This window comes from Neoakkermansia glycaniphila (genome assembly GCF_900097105.1).
GTDB classification, from domain to species: Bacteria; Verrucomicrobiota; Verrucomicrobiia; order Verrucomicrobiales; family Akkermansiaceae; genus Akkermansia; species Akkermansia glycaniphila.
Genome location: NZ_LT629973.1, coordinates 1664881 through 1686007, shown reverse-complemented (window position 1 = coordinate 1686007; position 21127 = coordinate 1664881). Strand labels below are relative to the sequence as shown.

The following is a 21127-nucleotide window of genomic DNA, read 5'->3' as shown; positions in this document are numbered from 1 at the left end:
CCTGAGAGCACAAAAACGGCCGCCCTTGATAGCGGCCCTTCTGTGAACCGGGCGGTTCAACGATCATGCAACGCCCTACTCGACGTACAGCTTCATGCGGGTCAGCTGTTCCTTCAGCTTCGGAGCCATCTCCGAAGAAGGAGCCGCATCGTAGGCGGCCTTGAGAATCTCGTAGGCCTTGCGCATATCCTTCTTGCGCACGGCGTAGCGGTGCATCTGGTAACGGGCCAGCAGCTTCTGGCGCATCTCGGGCAGGAGATCCGTGCTGGCGAGCATCTCATCCACCATCACATCCGCTTCATCGAACTTCTGGTCCGACACGAGATCGCGCAACGTGTCGAGCCTCTCGCTCTGATCCCGGTGCCGCACCAGCTTATCCAGCTTTTTGGCGAAACCCAGCATATCATCCGGATCCATCTTGACGATTTCCTGCATCACCGGCTCATAGCAAAGCTGCAAATTCTCCGGAATAAGCTCCACGCCATGCGCCAGCAAAGTCGCACGGGCCATGCCGCTGGAATGCCGGGCATCCTGCATCAGGGCATCGAACTTCTCCTTCACCCTGAATGTGAGCTTCAGCTGGCCGATCCACTCGTTCGCATCCAGCAGCTCCTCGCCGCCAACCACCTGGGCATAAGGCAGGCCGTTGGCATCCAAAAGCACCAGACTGGGGTATGACCCTACCTGAAAGCGGTTCTTCAGCTCCGTATTATACTTGCAACGCTCGGGCGATATCGGGCGGAACCCCGGAAACCTTATCTCAACGCAGACGAAACGTTTTGACGCGTATTCGGCAAACGCCGGGGTATGCAGCACTTCCTCACGCACGGCTCGGCTGGTGGCATCCCAATCCGGGCCCAGAAAACTGGCCAACACGGATTTATGCTCCACCTTCGCCTTCTGCACAGCCTGTTCGATATTCTCCAACCACACAAGATCTGTACGAGGCTCATCCACGACACTGATCGTGCAACAGAGAACAATGGATGCGGCGGAACTCAACATAAAACTTGCTTGCTATTGGTTAGAGTCAAAAAAAACACATTGCGTTCAATCTATCTGCCATGAAACTGCAACTCTTCCGTCATTCTCCCCTGCCTGGTCCCGGAGCATCTTCGCCGCTCACGGCCTGACGCTTACCGACGACTTCTTTTCATCGTCCGGAGCATTCTGGGAAAACCATGATCCCGAACGCTTTCCGGCCGCCTCCGCCGCACCGCCCTCCTCCACGGCTCCATATTTCCCCTCCACGATGGCTTTCCGGTAGGAATTGATATTCCGCACCCAGCGACCCGTACTTCTCCGGCAATAACGGCGGCCGATCGACTCGACCGAGGTCAACCCGGAAGCACGGTATTTTTCCAGCAGCACGGCCACGGCCTCCACGCCCTGCTCGGGCGTCTCGAACTTCTGCAACCCGCCGCGCTTCCTCATCAGGCCGCCGAAATTGTTCTTCTGGCGCGCGGCCTTCGACTTTCCGTTGCCCGACTCGAAGCGAATGATCGCCTCCATCAGCACGGGGTCGATACCGTGTTCCACAGCCGATTTCCGGATGGCTGGGCGCAGGTCGCTGATCGTATCGGCGAACAGCGGCAGGCACAGCAATGTCACGCAAAAAGCGGCAATAAAATTCATCCGAATACCATACCACAAAAAAACGGCTACTCAAGCCGAAAGCTCCTCCCCCGGCTCCACCCGCCTCCGGCACGTCGCCGAACCCTCGAAAAAAGGGCGCATCCGAAGATGCGCCCTGTCAAAAAAATCCGGTACTTCGTTTATTGCACCGTCTTCGCGCAGGCTTCGGCCACTTCGCGGAAAGCGGCGGACACGGGATTCGCGGCAGGATCTTCCAGCGCGACCGGATGGCCTTCATCACCGCAGGTGCGCGTATCCACATCAAGGGGAATCTGCCCCAGCAGCGGCACTCCCAGCTTATCCGCTTCCTTCCTGCCGCCGCCTTCGCCGAAGATGAAATACTTCTTGCCATCGGACGGACACAGGAAATAGCTCATATTCTCGACCACGCCGAGAATGGGCGTTTCCACCTTCTTGAACAGGCCGATCGCCTTGCGGGCATCGATCAGCGCCACTTCCTGCGGAGTCGTCACGATCACGGCGCCGGCCAGCTCCACCGTCTGCACGATAGTGAGCTGAATATCGCCCGTACCCGGAGGAAGATCGAGAATCAGGAAATCGAGGCCGCCCCACTCCACATTGCGGAGGAACTGCTGCACATAGCGGGTCGCCAGCGGGCCTCGCACGGCCACGGGGGAATCCTCTTCGATCATCAGGCCAAGGGAAAGAAGCTTGATGCCATGAGCCTCGATCGGAAGGAACTCATCATTATCGTTTGCGCCGGGACGCTCCTTGGTGCCGAACATCAGGGCCATGGAGGGGCCGTAGATATCGAGGTCAAGCAGGCCGACCCTGTAACCGAGCTTCGACAGCGCGACGGCGAGATTGGCAGACACCGTGGACTTGCCCACGCCGCCCTTGCCGGAGGCCACGGCGATCACATGCTTCACGCCGGGCACGGCCGCCTTCCAGCTCGCCGGGTCGTCATTGGTCGCCTGCTTCACTTCCGGAGCCTTGTGCTCGATGCGGATATCCGCATGCTTCACACCGGGCAAGTGCTTCATCACACCCTGCACGCCTTCGTAGATGTAGCGCGGAATATCCGCATTCTTGCTCTCGATCACGAGATCGACCGTCACTTCATTATCGGGAGTCACGGCAATATTCTTGACCAGTCCGAAGGCCACGATATCCCTGCTGAAGCCGGGATATTTGACAGTCGTCAACGCGGCGCGGATCAGTTCCGGTGTCAATGGGGGCTGCTCGCTCATAAATCGTCCTTATTTGGTTTTTTTGAAAAATCTCCAAGGCATGATAACGGATTCGACCGCAATTGTCACGCCGGAACAAACGGCCCGGAAAACGTGAACGACCGGATGCAGGGCGCGGTATAGTGCGGGAGACTGCTCATACCACAGGCTCGACACGACGATAGCCATGATACAGGCGAACTTGAGCGGAATGCCGAGATGCCATTCGATGCCGAACTGCGCCAGAGACATCTCCGTAATCAACGCCATGCCGACGAAGCCGACCAGCAGGAAAGCCGTATACTTCAGGATCGGATGCTTCTCCAAAATGCCGATGCACCAGCCCGCCACGACGCGAAGCGCGATAATGCCGATGAACACGCCAAGGCAGACAACCCAGATATGCAATTCCGCAGGAATGCGCTTCTCGCCGTTCACCATGGCGACCGCCGCCACCACGTTATCGATTGAAAGGGAAAGATCCATCAGCTCAATACTGCAAATCGTGGCAATGAAGCTCTTGCCCGCGAGCTTCGCCACCTGCCCGCTCTCATCGTGCGATTCCTCCTTCGGATGCAGCATCAGGTGCTCGCAGGCCAGATAGATCAGATACGCAGCCCCGAACCACTTCACCCACATATTGTGCATGAGCCATGCCGCAGTCGCCAGAGCGATACCGCGGAACAGATAGGCGCCGATGATCCCCCAGCGAAGCGCCGGCTTCTGCTGGTGCTTGGGCAGGTGCGCCGCCATGGCGGCAATCCCCAGCGCATTATCCACGGACAAAAGTCCTTCAATCAAAATCAGGCCGAGAATCAGGAGGCCCGCTGCCGTATAAAACCCGTCTGGCAGGTTTTCGAACGTCGTCAATATATCCGCAATCATTGCTGGCGCGAGAATAACAGGACACGGGAATACTGGCAAGCTCCTCTGCCGTCATCTTTTGCAGGCGGAGGAGCTGCATTTGTTTTACGGCTTGACCGTGACCGCCGAAGCCGGAGTCATCTCCAGCTTGCAGCTGTCGATCGTCCATGCGGGGCGGTTCACCTTATTGCCTTCGATCAGCACATCCGCGCAGCGGCGGAGGATGAAAGGCTTCGTGTTCCAGCTGCGGTACTTATCGTCGTACGTCACCTTATTGTCCCGGAAAACGAGATCCTTCGTCGAAATGGCGAATACCAGCGGCACGTTCTGCGTCACGAACTCATTGCCCTCGATCAGCACATTGTGGTGGTAGTATTCCTTCTGATTCGCCAAATCCTTCACTTCTGGATAAATGGCAATAATGCCTTCCGTGAACTGGTAGCGCGACGTCAGATTATGCAGGAACCTGTTATTCCGGATCACCACATCCATGCAGCGGCCGCTCTCGTACCAGCCTTGCGCATCCCCGGCCAAAAGAATGGCGGAACCGGAAGAATGGTCGAACAGATTATTCTCCACGACCACCTTCTTCGGCGTGGTGAACAGGGAACCCCGGGCGCGATTGTTGCGGATGGTATTGCCATTGAAAACCACGGAAGGATAATAATCCGCATTCTCCACGGCATCTCCGGCCTTCACTCCGGCAGGCAGATCTCCTTCCAGCGTAACCAGCAATTCGTTCGTATTGAGCTTGCGAACGGATTTCACCTTCGCCGTGCTGCCGTTCTCCAACGTGCGCCCCGAGATGAAACAGAGATTTTCACCCGGCAGGAACACCTCGAACCCGACGGCCTGATAATGCATATAGCGGCATTTGATCGTATTAGGGGAAACGATTTCCTTAATCGACAAACAAGTCGAATGCACATTGATCGCATCGTCCATCATCCCTTCGTACAGGGCTCCCTCCACCTTGATCAAGCCTTTCGTATTGGAAAAATGCGTCGCATCCGCACTGGCCGTGTACACCCGCTCCGAACCGGGGCGAATCACGCAACCGCCACCGTGGATGGTCACATTCTCGCACCGCTGCGCCAGCAGAGCCATCCCCTGCGAGCAGTGGAAGGGCACATCGTTCAGCACGGTATCGCTCGCACGGTAAATCACCATCGCGGGGTGAGGGCGTCCCCAGTTGCGGAGCACCAGCGTATCGCCCGGCTTCAACCCGCGGGCCTGCGTATCCCACTCCATCCGCACATTGCCGTTCTCCAGCTGTTCGCAGCGGCCATTCCATGAAATATCGCTCGTATCGGGGGCGATATGCAGCGTATCCTTCTGGAATGCCATGGCCGTCTGAATGCCCGACCTGCTGCCGTCGTCGTAAATGGCTTCAAACCTCCCGTTCTTCACTTCGTATGGAAACAGCTTCCTGTCCAGAGAAAGCTCCGTACTGCCGCCCTCGTTCTTCACGATGCGGCCTTCCGAATAGAAGGGCCGCGCATAGTCGATTCCGATGCCTTCCACCTTCACGCCGCTGCTGTCCATCACCAGAAAAGGCATCATCCGGCCATGAAACACGAACACGGAACCGTTCCCCTTCAACGTCACATTCTGCAGATCCACCATCGGCACGCCGACGGGGTGAATCTCCGGCTGGTCGTGGTTCGACACATGGAAACTCATCTCCAGCGCCTCCTCACGGTCGAAATGGTATTCGCCCTTCGGCAGCTCGATCACCACCGGCCTTGAACCGCCCGCCTTGCGAGCGGCGGAGATGGCCGCGCGCAAAGCCTTGCCCGCGCCCTTCCCTTCGCCGGGTTTGATGCCGAAATCGGCCGCAGAAATGCGCACCGGGGCATCGCCGGCTGCACGCTGACCTTCCTTCCATGCAAGATCGACCCAGTCGGCGTGGTCGTTATCGCTGTTCTCTACCCAGTGAGCCATCAGGTACAGCTTGCGGGCTCCTGCAGGCAAAGCCACCTTGAACGCCTCGGCAGGCATGCCCTTCTTCATCACGGCGGACTGCCACAACACGGACGAACCGTCCATCACACGGAACTGAACAGAACCGCCTTTCGCCTCGTCGTCGATGCCGCAGGCGCCTTCCAGCACGGCGGCTGCCGCAGGCACATCCACCGGGATCATACTGATGGCATGCGTGCCGATACCGGAGGCGTACACCTTGCCGCCGATGGTCAGCGGCTTGCCTTCGACGGAAACATCACGGCGAGCCTCCCCCCACGTCTGGCGGGTCATCACGAGATCCTGATCCGAAACAACGGGCGGCAGCGCAGCGCCGGCTGCCGTACCGGCACAGGCGCACATACTCAAAAACCATGTACGAAGCATTCCATGAATACGCGTGCATGCCCTCCATTCTTTCACCTTTCCGATCATGCCTCTGCGCCCTTTCATGCAAAAACCCCGCAGAGACTTGCTCCACGGGGTTTTCCAAAGATCGGATAAATCCGGTTCTTTACCAGAACTTCCAGTAAAGAAGAAGCGTACAGATAATCACGAATACGCCGAAGACCTTGGCCTTCGAAGACGATTCGAGGCTGACTTCGTTCTTGGCAGGCAGCACGATGGCTTCGCCGCCACGGGCTGCATTCACGATGGTGAAGATGAGGCCGACCACCACGATCACGCCGAAGCAGACCGCCATGCGGTTCAGGAACGCCATATCGGGATAGGCCAGAGCCAGGGAACCGTACAGCACGGCATTGATCACGATACCCATCCAGCCGAAGCAGCGCGGGCACTTCGGCACAAAGAAGCCGAAGAGGAACACGCACAGCGCACCGGGGCTCAGGTAGCCCTGGAACTCCTGAATGTAGTTGAAGATGCCGTTGAACGACGGACTGCCGAGGAACGGAGCGATCATGAAGGCGATCAGGGCGCAGATGAGCACGCCGAACTTGCCGAAACGCACCAGAGAACGGGACGAGGCATCCTTGCGGAGCTTGTTGTAAATATCCATCGTGAGGATGGTCGATGCCGAGTTCAGCATCGAAGCCAGCGAGGACACCACCGCACCGAACAGGGCGGCCAGCACGAACCACGTCCAGCCCGTACCGGGCAGAAGCTTCTTGAGCAGCGTCGGGAAGGAAGCATCGTAGTCGAAGCCGACCAGCTTATCCGTCACGGCGTAGGTTTTGTCGTCCTTCTTGGCTTTCTTCACGAACTCTTCATTGATCTTGACGATCGGCTTGATGAGCTGGGAACGCTGTGCCATGGTCGTCGACTCGTCGGCCACGTCGGCCTGCAGGGCGGAAATGGCCGTATCCAGTTCCTTGACGACATCGGGAGACGCCTTCATCAACTCGGCGTTCTTCTTCACGAAAGCACAACCCTCCGTGGAATTCTCCATGAGATAGCTGTCCGTCACATGAATCACGGTCACGGCCCTTTTCTCGCTATTCTCGAGCTTCTTCATTTCGACGGCGTTCTTCACCACGGCTTCCGCACGGAGATCGTCACGGTACAGATTGTAGGCGAGAATGCCGGGAATCACCACCACGAACGGAATGATCAGCTTCAGGAAAGCGGCGAACACGATGCCGAGCTGGCCTTCGGCAAGGGATTTGGAAGCCAGCGTGCGCTGCATGATGTACTGGTTCAGGCCCCAGTAGAAGAAGTTCGGGATCCAGAGGCCGATGCAAAGAGCCGTCCAGGGAATATCCGGATCGTTTTCGGGACGGGCCATGTGAAGCTTGCCGCCGGCGCTGTTCACCCCATCGACCACATCGCCCGCATTGAGCTGCATCAGGCGGCTCCACGCATCGGCATCCTTGAGGGAATCGACGGTCGCACCGGAATTGGCGGAAGCGGAATGGATCAAGTGAGCCGGATCGGCGGAACCGAGAGCCTGCATGGCGAGGTAGGCCACCACACCGCCGCCCACGATGAGGCCCGCGCCCCAGATGAGGTCGGTCCAGGCACAGGCCTTCAGGCCGCCCACGAACACATAGATGGTGCCGCAGAGGGCGATGATGATACAGCCGATCAGGATCGGCCACGGGAACGCGATGCCAGCAAGGCCGAGCTCAAACGAACCCATGTCGCTGCTGAAGAAGAAGACGGAAATCACCTTCGCGCCGGAGTAGATCACACCTGCCGTCGGCACGCCGACGAGAATGACGAGAGTCGCCAGAGCCATGATGGCGCGGGCTCCCGTATTGTAGCGGTATTCGAGGAATTCCGGAATGGTGTACACACCGCCGCGCAAAAGCTTGGGCAGGAAGAAGAAGGCAACGACGACGAGCGTGATGGCCGCAAGCCATTCATAGGAGGCGATGGCCATGCCGAGCCAGTCGGCGGCCTTGCCCGACATGCCGACGAACTGCTCCGTCGAGATATTGGCGGCGATCAGGGAGAAGCCGACGAGCCACCAGGACAGGCCACGGCCTGCAAGGAAGTAGTCGGACGCGCCCTTGTCCGTGTCTTCGCTGTCTTTTTCATCACGGCTTTTCCAGATGCCGAGGAAAATGACGCCGATGACGACGACGCAGAACACGATGGCTTCCCACACGGAAATCATGGGTTGCTTGTTGGCTTCGACGGCAGGAACCGGAGCAGCCTTGGCTTCAGCGGTTGCCGCCTGTTCCACAACGGCCGCAGCAGGTGCGGGCTGTGCGGCAGCCGGAGCGGCGGCAGGTGCCGCAGGCGCAGTTTCGGCCGCTACTGCCTGCACCGGAGCCGGATCGACCGGAGCGGGTGCAGCTTCCTGAGCCCATGCGCCCATCCCGACGAGGGAGAGGAGGCCCAATGCGAGTTTGATCTTGTTCATATGATCACAGGTATAAGTAAAAAAGTTTTATTTTCTGGAGAGAACCCGGGCACCGTCGCCTGCGCGGGTCACGAGATAAATCGTCTCGATTCCGGTGGCGGCACGGTAGGCATCCAGCAGTTCCTGGCCGACCTTGTCCACATCCTTCGTCTTCACGAGAGCCACGATGCAGCCGCCGAAGCCGCCGCCCGTCATGCGTGCGCCGTAGATGGAAGAGGCGGAGGGAATACTGTCGCACAGGGAGACGAGCGTGTCCACCTCGGGGCAGGAAACTTCATAATCGTCGCGCAGGGAGGCATGGCTTCCGCGCATGGCGACGCCGGCGGCATCCCAGTTGCGCGTGGCGATCGCTCCGGCAAAAGCCTGCACGCGGTTGTTTTCACCTACCACGTGGCGGGCGCGGCGGTAGCGCACATCGCCGAGTTCGGCCTTGGCTGCTTCCACCATCTGCAGGTCGGCTTCGCGCAGGGAAGGCACGTTGAGAATACGGGCGGCTTCTTCGCACTGCTTGCGGCGCTGCCCGTAGGCTCCGTCCGCGAGAGAGTGCTTCACCGCGCTGTCGAGCACGAGCACGGAAACTTCAGGATCGTCCATCGGAATGAGCTTGTATTCCAGATCGGCGCAGTCGAGCATCAGGGCATGGCCCTTCTTGCCATGGGCGGAGACGAACTGATCCATGATCCCGCAGGGCACGTTGACGAATTCGTGTTCGACGGCCTGGCCGATCAAAGCCTTGTCCTTCGAGGAAATATCGGCGTCGAACTGGGCGGCGAGAGCCGTACAGACGGCCACTTCCAAGGCGGCGCTGGAGGAAAGGCCGCCGCCGCGCGGCACATTGCTGTCGATCAGCATATCGACGGGGCCTACTTCGATGCCGCGGCGTCCGAGCAGAGCGACCACGCCGCGCACATAGTTGGACCAGAAGGGTTCACCCTTTTCGGAAGCTTCTTCCACGGGGATTTCATAAATGGTATCGCCCAGAGAGCCGCACCAGCGGTGCTTGCCCGTAGGAGACGGGGCGACGGCAACGACGCAATTGTTTTCAAGAGCCATCGGAAGGACAAACCCGTTATTGTAATCCGTATGCTCCCCGATGAGGTTCACGCGTCCGGGAGAGGCGGCCACCACTGTCGGCTTATGACCAAAGTATTGTTCAAAATAGGGACTGATTGTCCCCACGTTGATTTCGCGTTGCTCTAAATCCATAGCGGAGTACCTATAACACAAATGAACCCGGCGACTCAATCCCAAAGTACGCACCTTGAATAAAATGTTGAGGCTTCCGCATGATCGGCGGGAAATCAACACCCGGAAAAACCAACAAAAAAAATCCGCAGGGCGAACCCTGCGGACTGACAAAACGGGAAGGCTGAGAAGCTTACTTCGCTGCACCCTGCTGCTGGGCTTCGAGAAGCTGCTGCAGCATTTCAGGCGTGAGCTGACCGCCGCCGGCCGGAGGCGTGGCGGGGGAGTTGCCGGGAATGATTTCCAGCAATTCGATGTCGAAGATCAGCGTAGAATTCGGCCCGATGATACCGGGACCGGCTTCCTTGTAGGCCAGTTCGGAGGGGATGAACACCTTCCACTTCGCACCGACAGGCATCGCCTTGAGCGCATCGGTAAAGCCGGGGATCAATTGCAGCTTGAATTCGACGGGCTTTTCCGACTTGTCGAACACGGTGCCGTCGATCAGGCGGCCTTCGTACATGAGCTTGAAGGTAGGATCGTCCCCATCTTTCTCAACATTGTATTTGACGTCGCCGCCGGGCTTCACCACGATGTACTGAACACCGGAAGGAAGGGTCTTCACACCGGGCTTCTTGGCATTTTCCTCCATGAACTTCTTGCCGGCTTCGAGATTGGCCTCGGCCTTGGCTTCATAGCGTTCGTCCATGCGCTGGCGGAAAATGTCGAGAGCGGGCTCGACTTCCTTCATCTTGTCGTCCACCTTGTTGTTCAGGCCATCCTTGATGCCCTGAAGAAGGGAGTTCGCGTCCACATCGTCCAGATTGAACGTCGGGATTTCCGCAAGCTGCTGCCCCATGCGGTGGCCGAGGAAATAGCCCACGCGCTGCTTGACAGTTTCATCGTCCAGCTTGGGGGCTTCCGCTTTCTGTTCCTTATCGGGAGCCGGAGCTGCGGCAGGGGCTGCGGGAGCATCCTGGGCCATGCCATTGAGGGAGACGGCTGCCAAGGCAGTCGCGCACATCATCTTGCGAATTGTTTTCATGTGATATCAGGAATGAATTCTTGAAGGTTGTAGGTGAGACATTGAATCACGTCCCACGTTCAAATAAAAGAAGAAAATACGCAATATCCGGCACAGGCCGCACAACGACGCAAAAAAGGCCGCAGCTTGTGCTGCGGCCCGGTAAAAAACGAGAGGAACGGAATCAAACGTCGTCCGGATCGAACCCGGCCGGCTCCTGGCGATCGGCGGGCTGCCTGTCGTCCTGGCGTTCCTGCCTTTCGTTGGCGGCGCTCACCATGAGCTCGCGGCCCATGAAGGGCTGGCCATGAAGAACTTCCACGCAGCGGGCAGCATCGCCCATCTGGTACATTTCCACAAAGCCGTAGCCCTTGGACTTGTGCGTGCGGGGGTTGTAGATGATTTCCACGCTCTTGACATCGCCGATACCCTTGAACAGTTCTTCGATATCGACTTCCGAAGCTTCGTAGGAGAGATTGCCGATGTACAGGCGGGGGCTGGAAGTCGGAGCCTTGGAGAAGGAGGCGCGGCGTTCCTTCTGCGGGGGCCTTGATTCGCCGGCGACCCGCGTATTGGTGCGGGGAGCGCTGCGCTTCACGGGCGGGGCCGGCTTGTAGAGGCCGATCGCCTTCAGCAGCTTCTGCCAGAAAGTCAGTTTGACGGGAGGCTGTTCCGGGCGAGGCATGCGGTGGCTTCCTTCGCCACGGCGGTAGTTGCTCTTGTTGTAGGAGCGACGGCGGGAACCCTGCCCTTGTCTTCCATGTGTTTGGTGTTGCGACATGTTATCGTTGGAATATGGTGTTTTGGTCGGTTGCACTGGCCGGGATGCTCATGCAAGGATACCCGGCATTTGGGGCTTCAGATACCGCTGCATACGCGGCACGGCGCGGAAAGGGAGAGACGCATGACAATACCTAACATACGCTTATTCCCGCGGAAGCTTGCTCATGCTACCCCATCGCGTCAGGATGGCAAGCACGCTTCGAGTCATCCGGCCGGAAAAAAATCGACACCCCGCATCTTACCAATCGACGGCGATTTTGACGATATTTCCGTTCCTGTCGTCGTAGAGGACATAACCGTTCTCAACCCCGAAACGGTGCACGGCCATCGTCACCTTCACATCGTAGCAGCAATAGTAGGCAATATCGATCAGCTTCGACACTTCCTTCGTCTGCTCGTACTCGGCCCACCATTTGAGGGCATCCGTACCTTCCGCCGTCTTCGTCAGGCCGAGGCTGGCCGTCGCGACGGAATCGAGCTTGAGGCGATGGCCGATTTTTTCCGACAAATCGGTGCAAAGGTCGAGGTTGCGCGTCATCTCGCCGATATTCCACAAGGTATGGGGCTGCACGACGCCGTAGTCGAAGCCGACGTGGTTGTACCCGACGACGAGATCCGCCCCGCGGAGCTGGTCGATCAGCGCACCGGTTTCCTCTTCGGTATAAATCCTGTATTCGTCGAGTTTCGTCGAATAGGTGACGGAGACGGAAATACCCATCTTGGCCGTCTGGTGCCAGCCGCCCACCTGGGCAGCCGAACGGCGCGTTTCCAAGTCGAAATAGACGATATCTTGCATGGCGTTTATCGAGGTAGGGACAAGCGGCGCATCCCTTCGTAAAGGACGACGGCCACGGCGGTGGAAAGATTCAGGCTGCGGGCATGCTCCCCGCTCATGGGGATGCGCAGGGCGGTCTCAGGATGTCCGTATATCCAGCTCTCGGGCAGGCCGCGGGACTCGGGGCCGAACACGAAGTAATCTCCATCCCTGATCGGCGCATCCCAGTGCGCCACGCTGGCCTTGGTGGAGAGGTACCAGAAACGGGCGTCCGGATCGGCCGCGGCACAAAGCTCATCCAGCGAATCCCACAGGTGAAGATCCACATACTGCCAGTAATCCAGCCCCGTGCGGCGGATATGCTTCTCGTCCAGGCTGAAACCCAGCGGCTTGATGAGATGCAGAGCCGAGTTTGTCGCGACGGCGAGCCTTCCGGCTGCTCCTGCGTTGTGGGGGATTTCTGGCTGAAAGAGGACGATGTGGTACACGCTTGCTTTTCTGTTCTATTCGGCGCCCCTGCGGAAAAGGACTGCAGGTATCGTACGCAAGAGCAGCCGGATGTCGAGCCAGAAACTCCATGTATCGACATATTTCAGATCCTTGGCGATCAGCTGGTCGAAATCCGTCGTGGACGAACGCCCTTCGATCTGCCAGTAGCAGGTCAGGCCGGGCTTCACGCTCATGCGGCGGCGGTCCTTGATGTTCGGCAGGGCCGCCGTTTCGTACACGGGCAGCGGGCGGGGGCCGACGAGGCTCATATCGCCCGTCAACACATTGAACAGCTGGGGAAGTTCATCGATGGATGTTTTACGGATGAAGCTGCCGAAGCGGAAAATGCGGGGATCGTTCTTCAGCTTGAAGATGGGGCCCGACATATCGTTGCCATATTCGCGCTTTACTTCCTCCAGCCGCTGTTCCGCATCCACGTACATCGACCGGAATTTCCACATATTGAACGGCTTGCCATACAAGCCGGAGCGTTTCTGCTTGTAGAAGACGGGGCCCTTCGGATCGGACACCTTGATGCCGATGATCGCAATCAGCCACAAGGGGCTGCTCACCAGCAGCAGGCAGAGCGCCCCCACCTTGTCCAGCACGTTCTTGAAGAACATCTGCCACGACAACACGGGCGCATTGCGGAAAATGAGGAAACCCTTGTTCCCCACGGTTTCATAACGGGGCATCTTTTCCGTGGCGGAGAGATTATCGACGCACAGGCAAACATCGATCCCCTGCAGATCGCACAGTTCACAGGCCTCCCTCGTGAGCATCGCCTCGGCCAGCTTGCCGAACACGACCACCTGCTCCACGCTGTGCACGACGATCAGCTGCTCGAACTCGTCGAGCGTCATCATGTCGGGATCGTAAACACCCACCACGTTGAACGACTTTCTCCAGTCGTCCGGCAACGATTCCCACATCGCCATCTGCTTGGAATGCTTGCCCATCAGTACAACGCTCGTCAACTGCTCCGCATCGGCATGCTCGCGGGTCATATACCGGTAGCAGAGATAGTACCGCACGAACAAAACGATCGGCACCAGCGCACAACCGACCCACAACAGGCGCTTCACATTGAGGTCGATGGACTGCAGCCACAGCAGGTACAGAGACAGCAGCACGCCCACACAAACCATGAACTTGCACAATTGCTGGACGGCGCGGGCCGGCCGCTGCAAATTGCGTTTCCGGTAAAATCCGTACCGCTCCAGGATCAAAGGCACAGCCACCACCACCGTCCACACCTTCCACGGAGCCCAGTCGAACGCATCCGGATAAAACACCCCTTCCCAATGGAACAATGGCGCAAGCAGCACGACAAGATGGCATGAAACCCAAATGGAAAGAGCCACAAGCCCCATATCGAGCACCTTGAAAAAGCGGATGTAAAACGAGCTGTCTTTTGTCATGAAAAATATAGAGAGAGAAACCTGCGAAAAGATTAGCATTGTTGCAACAAATGTCAAGACTTGCCTGCACACGCGTATAACAGAATACGGAACTCAACATGAGGACCATAGAAAAATAACCGGACAAACTCCTGTTTTCCGGAGCCGCCGAGCGGCGCAGCTGCGGTCAGGCAAGCCCCAGCACCCGCCTGATGGCAGCGCGTTTCAGGCCGAATTCGCGCCATTCGTGCGTCACGGACGACGCTTCCACAATCCCCCCGCCAGCCGTCAGCGACAGGCGGTTCCCCCTCCACTCCACGCCGCGGATGGCGACCAGCATGATTACCTCCCCATCCATGCCGAGGCCGAACGGGGCCCCGAAAGACGCCGGGCAGCGCAGCCTCTCCCGCCACTGCTTCAGCAGGCCGAGAGTCTCCGGCGTGCAGGGCTGGCACCCCAGTGCGGGAGTGGGGTGCAACAGATTCAGCCAGAAACCGGGCGACAGGTCTTCATCGGCATCCAGAGCCAAGGGAGTCAGAAAATGCACCAGAGAACCCAGCTCCATGATCCCCCTAGGCGCACGCACCAGATTGCCGTGCGGCGAGAGACGGGAGAGGAGCGCCCGAACGACGATCTCATGCTCGTGAATTTCCTTGGCATCGTCGCGGAACACCTCGATATCCTCCGGCCGGGCGGTTCCCGCCAGAGCCATCGTCTCCAGCCGCCTGCCCCTCTGGCGGAACAGAATCTCGGGAGTCGCGCCGCAGATACCGCGATCGCCCTCCCAAAAGGCATAGGGATACAGGTAATCCGGCGCAGAAGCCGCAGCAAGCACGATTTCCTTTGGAGAATGCCCTTCGCCGATCACTCCCTTTTCCGCCACGGCAGGCACCGTCTTCACCAGTCGTCCGGATTTCAACTCGCGGGCAATTTCTTCAAAGACCTGCACGAATGCCGCAGGGGACGGAGCCTCCCATTGCACGGGCAACGGCTCCTTCCGGAGACAAGACTCGGACAGGACGACAACCTCCGAAGGAATCTTCCAGGGCTTTGCCGCCGAGAGGAAAAAATCGTTCACATAAAAGGCCGTCCTGCCTTCCGGCCAGTCGGCGCACTCCTCGAACGGCCCCACACCGATCACAAGCCCCTTCTCCGGGTGGCGGAACATCGCGCCTGCCGGGCATTGGATGATCTCTTCCGCCTTCATCGCCTACTTCGTCCGAGGTTCATCCTCCAGCAGGGCGTCCACGCGGGCGCGATCCATATCGGCCGGGCACAAGGTCAGGCGCACCCGGTCGCCGGGTTTCAGCAGATCGCGCAGAGGGGCCTGTTTTTTCTCCACGAAAGCCACGCACTCCTTGCCGTTGGGCAAGCTGGCATGAAACGCCGTTTCGGCGAAACGGTCGATCACAATGCCCGTGCATTCGATGAAATTCGACGGATGAATGATTCTTTTCATAACTGGGACTTTCGTTCAAAGAGGAAGCTTTTTCAGCGCATCGCTTGCGGTATCAAGAGCCTTTCCGGCGCCGTCCACAGCCTTATTGAGCAAGCCGCCGGGCTGGTCTTCATCCTTCTTGCCGTCTTCCTCCTCTTCACCGGCTTCCTTATCGCCGCCCGAGGGCGAGACGAGATTCTTCAGAGTACCGGCAGCCGTATTCGCCACTCCGGCAGCAGCATTCGTCGCGGCGCCGAGAGTCGCCGAACCGAGAGCGGAAAAAGCCCTCACCACGAGATCGTCTTCCGGAGCGTCTATCGTACCCGAAAGGTTCATATTGGCCCAGAGCATACCCCCGTCAGGCTCGTGACGCACATTGAACACGGCCTCCTTGAGCATCGGCACCATCTCGACGTAACGGGCCGGAATGCCGATCTGGAGCGTGCCGCTCAAGCGCCTGTCCTGCCCGATGATGGCATAGCCCTTCACATGAATCATCCCCTTGCTGACGACGTTGATATTCCGAATCATCCACGCATTGCGGATATTCTTCTCTGGATCGTTGTACGGGAAGGAAAAAGTCGCCCCGGCCTCGTCCAGCGAAAGGCTCCGGTAACGCTCGTCCCAGAGCGTCGAAAGGCGTTCAAGCACGGGCAGAGCCGTCAACCGGCCGCCAACCAGATTCACCTTGCCCGAAACGTGGCGGATGCCCGAAGCATCGCCGTCCATCCGCACATTCCCGAGGAGGGAGCCAGTCAGCTTCTTCTTCCAGTCCGGATTGAGCAGACGCTCCACATTGGCATTGTTTACGCGCAGCAACAGGCTCCAAAGATTGTCGGTGCGATCCCACGAAGCACGCTCCAGCACGATATTGCCGGGATTCGTCCGGAAAATACCGTCGCGCAGCTCCAGATTGCCGTTCGTGTAGGAAGCGGTCATGGATTCCAGCTCGGACTCGCGCACCCATTCCAGAGGAAGCTTCAACGTGCCGCCCTGAATGGAAGCCGAAAAGGAATCCAGCTTGAGGCCCGGCTTGACAGTCACCCTGGCATTCTGCAGGGAATAGGAGCTGGGGCCGTCCACCGCGTCCACATCCAGCTGGCGGATGATAACCCGGTCAACCCGCGTCTTATTCGGGGCGAAGGAATCGAAGAAACCTTTCTCGACAGCCTCGTAGGCAGGCAGCTCGACATCGCGGCGGGAGAGATCGAGCCGCACATCCAGCGACCTGATGTTCAGCATCGGGATATGGCACAGACGGTCCCACAGGGCGGAGCGGTTGAGGCTCACCTCGATATCACGCGCATCGGCCATATTCAGCGCGCCGCGCATTTCCACCTGCGCCTTCGGCATGCCGATCTTGCCGCCTGCCCAGTCGAGATTGCCCAGCGCCACGTGGTCGGCGCGCAATTCGCGCATGAAGCGGTCTTCCAGAGAAGAGCGGAAGGAAGAGCCGGAAAGATAGGAAGTCAGCCACAGGTAGCCGCCCCCGACGGCCAGCAGGCAAACCAGCACCAGCGCGGCCGCGATGATCGTCAGCCTGCGTTTCCAGTTCACGCCCGTCTTGGGTCCCTTGCTCTTTCGTCTGCGCCGTGCCATAGTGTCGTCACAGCCTAGCATGCGCCCCAGCCGTTTTCAAGCATGGAATTAGCGCTTTTGAGGCAATGCTTCCGGCTGGCGCAGAATCGTTTCTCCGGGTTTTGCCAGATTGGCCCGGTCGCGCGCCACATTTTCAAAATACTCAGGATCAGCCATCCACCGGAACTCGTTGCGGGCCTTCTCGTGGTCGGCCTTGGCATCCTCCAGCTTACCCTGCATCGCAGCCTTGTCCTGCTCCAGCCGCCGCAGATCCCGCAACGGGCGGAAGACGATCAGCGTCAGCAGGAAAAACAGAATCACCAGCAGAATGATCCCCATCACCGGAAGAAGGCTTTTCAGGCCGTCGGCGCGTGCCGCGCGGCGCATCTCCACCTCTTCCAGCGTGGGGCGTTGCCGGTGTCTGTGAAACAGTCGAAACATAACTTGCTGCTCGACCGCATTATAGACTAAAACTTCATGATGGTGCCAGCATAAATGGCGTCTTCATAAAGATCTTCCTCGATACGAAGAAGCTGGTTGTACTTGGCGAGCCTGTCGGAACGACTCAGGGAACCCGTCTTGATCTGCCCCGCATTCGTCGCCACGGCGAGATCGGCGATGGTGGAATCCTCCGTTTCGCCCGAGCGGTGTGAAATCACGGCGGTATAGCGATTCGTGCGCGCCAGCTCGACGGCATCGAGCGTCTCCGTCAGCGTGCCGATCTGATTCACCTTCACGAGAATGGAATTGGCCACCCCCTGATCGATGCCCTTGCGCAGGAAATCGACATTCGTCACGAACAAATCGTCGCCCACGAGCTGCATCGTCCTGCCGAGCTCGTCGGTCAGCACCTTCCAGCCTGCCCAGTCGTTTTCCGCGCAACCGTCCTCGATCGACACGATGGGGAACTTCGCCTGCAACTCCTTGTAGTACGCCACGAGATCGGCGGCCGTCCGGCGGCTCTGATCCGATTTCTTGAACACATACAGGCCGGATTCCGCATCGTAGAACTCCGAAGAAGCCACATCCAGCGCAATCGCGATATCCTCGCCGGGCCGGTAGCCCGCCTTCTCGATCGCCTTCATGATACATTCCAGCGCATCGTCGGCCGATTTCAGCGTCGGGGCGAAACCGCCTTCGTCGCCTACGGTCGTTGCCAGCCCGCGGTCGTGCAACACGGATTTCAGAGCATGGAACACCTCCACACCATAGCGCAACGCCTCCTTGAAAGTCGGCGCGCCCTTCGGCACGATCATGAACTCCTGGAAATCGATCGGAGCGTCGGAATGGGCTCCGCCATTGATAATATTCATCATCGGCACAGGAAGAACCTTCGCATTCGGGCCGCCGAGATAGCGGTGAAGAGGCACACCGAGCTGCTGGGCCGCCGCGCGTGCAATAGCCAGAGAAACGCCGAGAATGGCGTTGGCACCGAGGCGAGCCTTGTTCGGCGTACCGTCGAGATTGATCAAAAGATGATCGAGATAAACCTGATCCGTCGCCCGCATGCCGGCCAGCTCGGGAGCAATGATATCGTTCACATTATCCACGGCCTTCTGCACGCCCTTGCCGAGATAGCGGCTCTTGTCCCCATCGCGCAACTCCCATGCCTCATGCTCGCCCGTAGAGGCTCCGCTGGGCACCGCCGCACGGCCTACGGCGCCGCCTGCCAGGCGGACATCGACCTCGACGGTGGGATTGCCGCGAGAATCCAGAATTTCGCGGGCTTTTGTTTCTGTAATGAACAGATCTTTTTCCATAGTACCGCTTGGACACGAAGAACAGGAGAGGCGTTCAAAGAAAGTTTGTTCTAACTAACTCTCATTCCCCTGACTTCTCTCCCTGAAAAGCAACGGGCGGAGCCGCCCCTTCGGAACAGGCCCCGCCCGGAAACAGGCAACTGTTTGACCGCATCAGGCCATGCGATTGTGCGCATCGGCTTCCACAGCCTTCCACAGCGAATCCTCCGCGGCCTGCACGGCCTTGCGGGATTCCTGCACATCGGCACCCGGCGCACCGTGGCCGAACAGGTAATACTTGATCTTCGGCTCTGTACCGGAAGGGCGCACGGCAAAGCTGCGGCCGTCTTCCAGATCGACAAAAAGCATCTTCTCCGCCGGAATGGGATCGCCTTCGGCATCCACCATATCGCCCTTCGAGAAATCGCGAATCGCCTTCACCGCAGAACCGTCCACCTCCACGGGAGGATGATCGGCGTAGGACTGCGCCAGAGCGGCAATCTTCGCCGCACCGTCCGCACCCTCCATCACGATGGACTTGCCGCCTTCGAGATGCACACCGTACTTCCCGAACAAATCGTCCAGCAGAGCCGTCAAATTCGTACCGTGGTTCGAGGCATAGGCCGCCAGCTCGGCCACCAGCAGCGCGGCGGCATTCGCATCCTTGTCGCGCACGAAATCCTGAGCCAGATAACCGTAGCTCTCCTCACCGCCGAACACGAAGAAACGGCTGAACTTGAGGCGCAGGGCGCGAGTCTCGTCCTCGCTCATGCGGCGGTAGCCGCGGCGAAGATCCTCGGGAATCGCGGCTTCGTACTTGCCGAGCTTCGCGGCAATGTACTTGAAACCCGTCAGCACATTCACCACGGGAATACCGTAGCTCTCGCCGATCGCATCCTGCAGGGGAGTCGTCACAAACGTCTTCACCATCACCGTGTGATCGAGATTGTCCGGAGAAATCATGCCCAGCTCAAGCATCGTCATGCAGCGGTACCAGGCCAGCAGAGAGCCGATCTGATTACCCGTCATCAGCTTCATCTCGCCCGAAGCATCGCGCACGGCAATACCCATGCGGTCCGCATCAGGATCGGTCGCAATCACGATCTCCGCACCGATGCGGTCGGCCTGCTCAATCCCCATCGCAAGGGCTGAAGCATTCTCGGGATTCGGAGAAGCCACCGTCGGAAAACGCCCGTCCAGCACATCCTGCTCGGCTACCGTCGTCACCTTGCAGCCCAGCTCGCGCAGCAAAGGCACGATACAGCGGCCGCCCGTGCCGTGAAGATTCGTATAAACCACATTCGCGCCGCCCTGCTCGAACTCGCCGGGACGAAGAATAATCGTCTTCAGGCGATCCATGAACACGCGGTCGAACTCCGGGCCAAGCACGCGCACGGAACCGCGCTCCGCCTCGGGAAGAGGCTCGTAGGAATCGGAAGACAGAGCATTCACCTCCTGAATCACCCCCATGTCATGCGGAGCGATCAACTGCGAACCGTCGCGGAAATACGCCTTGAAACCGTTATCGTGCGCCGGATTGTGGCTCGCCGTCAGCACCACCCCGGTATCTGCGCCCAGCTCGCGGATGGCGAAGGACACCTCCGGAGTCGAACACGGGCCGTCGAACAACGCCACATCGCAACCCAGATCGCAGGCGATGCGGGCGCAGAACTCCGCAAAATCGCGGGAGAAATGGCGAGTATCGTGCCCGATCACGATCAGGGGCTTGCGATTGCCGCCTTCCGCCGCCACGAAACGGCTCATATAAATAATCAGGCCGCGCATCGCGCGCCCCACATTGAAATAATTCATCGACGCCGTACCGACGCAGGGGAACTCCGGCCTGCCGTTCGGGCCGCCATGCCCCTGCTCCGCCTTCGTCACCGCCTTGCCGATCGTCCGGCCCCGCAACCCTCCGGTCCCGAAAGCCAGAGTCTTGTAAAAACGGTCGTTCAATTCCTGCCACTCCCCGGCCTCGGCCAGCTCCCGGATGGACACCGGAACCACGGGATCCTTCGAACCCGCCAGCAAAAGATTGATATTCTCAAGAGACGAGGCCAGCAGCCTGCCATCGGCCACCGCCTTTTCAAGCAACGGATGCAATATGCTTTCCATGGAGCGAATCATACAGATTCACTCACTCAACACAAGAACAAGCTGCGGCAGCGACGGCGAAAGCCGCCGCCCGGGATATCAACGGCGAACCTCCCGCCATCCCTTGCAAACGGCGACTCCCGC

18 protein-coding genes are annotated in these 21127 nt (G+C 58.9%); all 18 read right to left on the bottom strand.

Features of this window, described 5'->3' with window-relative positions; genetic code table 11:
* Positions 1 to 75 precede the first annotated feature (75 nt).
* The 18 genes from PYTT_RS07015 to PYTT_RS06930 all read right to left on the bottom strand — a co-directional run bounded on the left by PYTT_RS07015 (position 76) and on the right by PYTT_RS06930 (position 21004).
* Positions 76 to 957: a thioredoxin family protein gene (locus PYTT_RS07015; protein WP_176712461.1), complete on the bottom strand. Its 882-nt coding sequence runs from the start codon at positions 955 to 957 to the stop codon at positions 76 to 78.
* Between the two features lie 165 nt (positions 958 to 1122).
* Positions 1123 to 1635 carry a glucosaminidase domain-containing protein gene (locus PYTT_RS07010; protein ID WP_067771647.1) on the bottom strand — a complete coding sequence of 171 codons (513 nt, stop codon included), beginning with the start codon at positions 1633 to 1635 and terminating at the stop codon, positions 1123 to 1125.
* 140 nt (positions 1636 to 1775) lie between these two features.
* Positions 1776 to 2846 (bottom strand): Mrp/NBP35 family ATP-binding protein, encoded by a 1071-nt coding sequence (locus PYTT_RS07005; RefSeq protein WP_067771650.1) that lies wholly within the window; start codon positions 2844 to 2846, stop codon positions 1776 to 1778.
* Positions 2847 to 2855: 9 nt separating this feature from the next.
* Positions 2856 to 3710 carry a TerC family protein gene (locus PYTT_RS07000; protein WP_067771653.1) on the bottom strand — a complete coding sequence of 285 codons (855 nt, stop codon included), beginning with the start codon at positions 3708 to 3710 and terminating at the stop codon, positions 2856 to 2858.
* Between the two features lie 84 nt (positions 3711 to 3794).
* Entirely contained in the window at positions 3795 to 6014 is a 2220-nt protein-coding gene (locus PYTT_RS06995) for an NPCBM/NEW2 domain-containing protein (RefSeq protein WP_172801784.1), read from the bottom strand.
* A 151-nt stretch (positions 6015 to 6165) separates the two neighbouring features.
* Positions 6166 to 8226: a sodium:solute symporter family transporter gene (locus PYTT_RS06990; protein ID WP_083076321.1), complete on the bottom strand. Its 2061-nt coding sequence runs from the start codon at positions 8224 to 8226 to the stop codon at positions 6166 to 6168.
* Between the two features lie 279 nt (positions 8227 to 8505).
* Positions 8506 to 9684 carry a galactokinase gene (gene galK / locus PYTT_RS06985; RefSeq protein ID WP_067771662.1) on the bottom strand — a complete coding sequence of 393 codons (1179 nt, stop codon included), beginning with the start codon at positions 9682 to 9684 and terminating at the stop codon, positions 8506 to 8508.
* Between the two features lie 172 nt (positions 9685 to 9856).
* The gene (locus tag PYTT_RS06980) at positions 9857 to 10708 is read right to left on the bottom strand and encodes an FKBP-type peptidyl-prolyl cis-trans isomerase N-terminal domain-containing protein (protein WP_067771665.1); all 852 of its coding nucleotides are present in this window, start codon (positions 10706 to 10708) and stop codon (positions 9857 to 9859) included.
* 163 nt (positions 10709 to 10871) lie between these two features.
* Positions 10872 to 11468, bottom strand: coding sequence for an RNA recognition motif domain-containing protein (locus tag PYTT_RS13030; RefSeq protein WP_083076302.1), 597 nt, complete (start codon positions 11466 to 11468; stop codon positions 10872 to 10874).
* 240 nt (positions 11469 to 11708) lie between these two features.
* Complete coding sequence (locus PYTT_RS06970) at positions 11709 to 12266, bottom strand: ribonuclease H-like domain-containing protein (RefSeq protein ID WP_067771668.1); 558 nt, start codon at positions 12264 to 12266, stop codon at positions 11709 to 11711.
* Positions 12267 to 12271: 5 nt separating this feature from the next.
* Positions 12272 to 12733, bottom strand: a complete 462-nt coding sequence (locus PYTT_RS06965) for a tRNA (cytidine(34)-2'-O)-methyltransferase (protein WP_067771671.1) — start codon at positions 12731 to 12733, stop codon at positions 12272 to 12274.
* 15 nt (positions 12734 to 12748) lie between these two features.
* A complete protein-coding gene (locus PYTT_RS06960; RefSeq protein WP_067771674.1) occupies positions 12749 to 14155 on the bottom strand; it encodes a sugar transferase in 1407 nt (468 codons plus the stop codon).
* A gap of 166 nt (positions 14156 to 14321) precedes the next feature.
* Positions 14322 to 15341, bottom strand: coding sequence for a chorismate-binding protein (locus tag PYTT_RS06955; RefSeq protein WP_067771677.1), 1020 nt, complete (start codon positions 15339 to 15341; stop codon positions 14322 to 14324).
* A 3-nt stretch (positions 15342 to 15344) separates the two neighbouring features.
* The gene (locus tag PYTT_RS06950) at positions 15345 to 15593 is read right to left on the bottom strand and encodes a hypothetical protein (protein WP_067771681.1); all 249 of its coding nucleotides are present in this window, start codon (positions 15591 to 15593) and stop codon (positions 15345 to 15347) included.
* A gap of 15 nt (positions 15594 to 15608) precedes the next feature.
* Entirely contained in the window at positions 15609 to 17129 is a 1521-nt protein-coding gene (locus tag PYTT_RS06945) for a hypothetical protein (protein WP_071133355.1), read from the bottom strand.
* Between the two features lie 90 nt (positions 17130 to 17219).
* The gene (locus tag PYTT_RS06940) at positions 17220 to 17591 is read right to left on the bottom strand and encodes an FtsB family cell division protein (RefSeq protein WP_083076303.1); all 372 of its coding nucleotides are present in this window, start codon (positions 17589 to 17591) and stop codon (positions 17220 to 17222) included.
* A gap of 26 nt (positions 17592 to 17617) precedes the next feature.
* Positions 17618 to 18910, bottom strand: coding sequence for a phosphopyruvate hydratase (gene eno, locus PYTT_RS06935; protein WP_067771691.1), 1293 nt, complete (start codon positions 18908 to 18910; stop codon positions 17618 to 17620).
* 153 nt (positions 18911 to 19063) lie between these two features.
* The gene (locus PYTT_RS06930) at positions 19064 to 21004 is read right to left on the bottom strand and encodes a phospho-sugar mutase (RefSeq protein WP_067771987.1); all 1941 of its coding nucleotides are present in this window, start codon (positions 21002 to 21004) and stop codon (positions 19064 to 19066) included.
* Positions 21005 to 21127 lie beyond the last annotated feature (123 nt).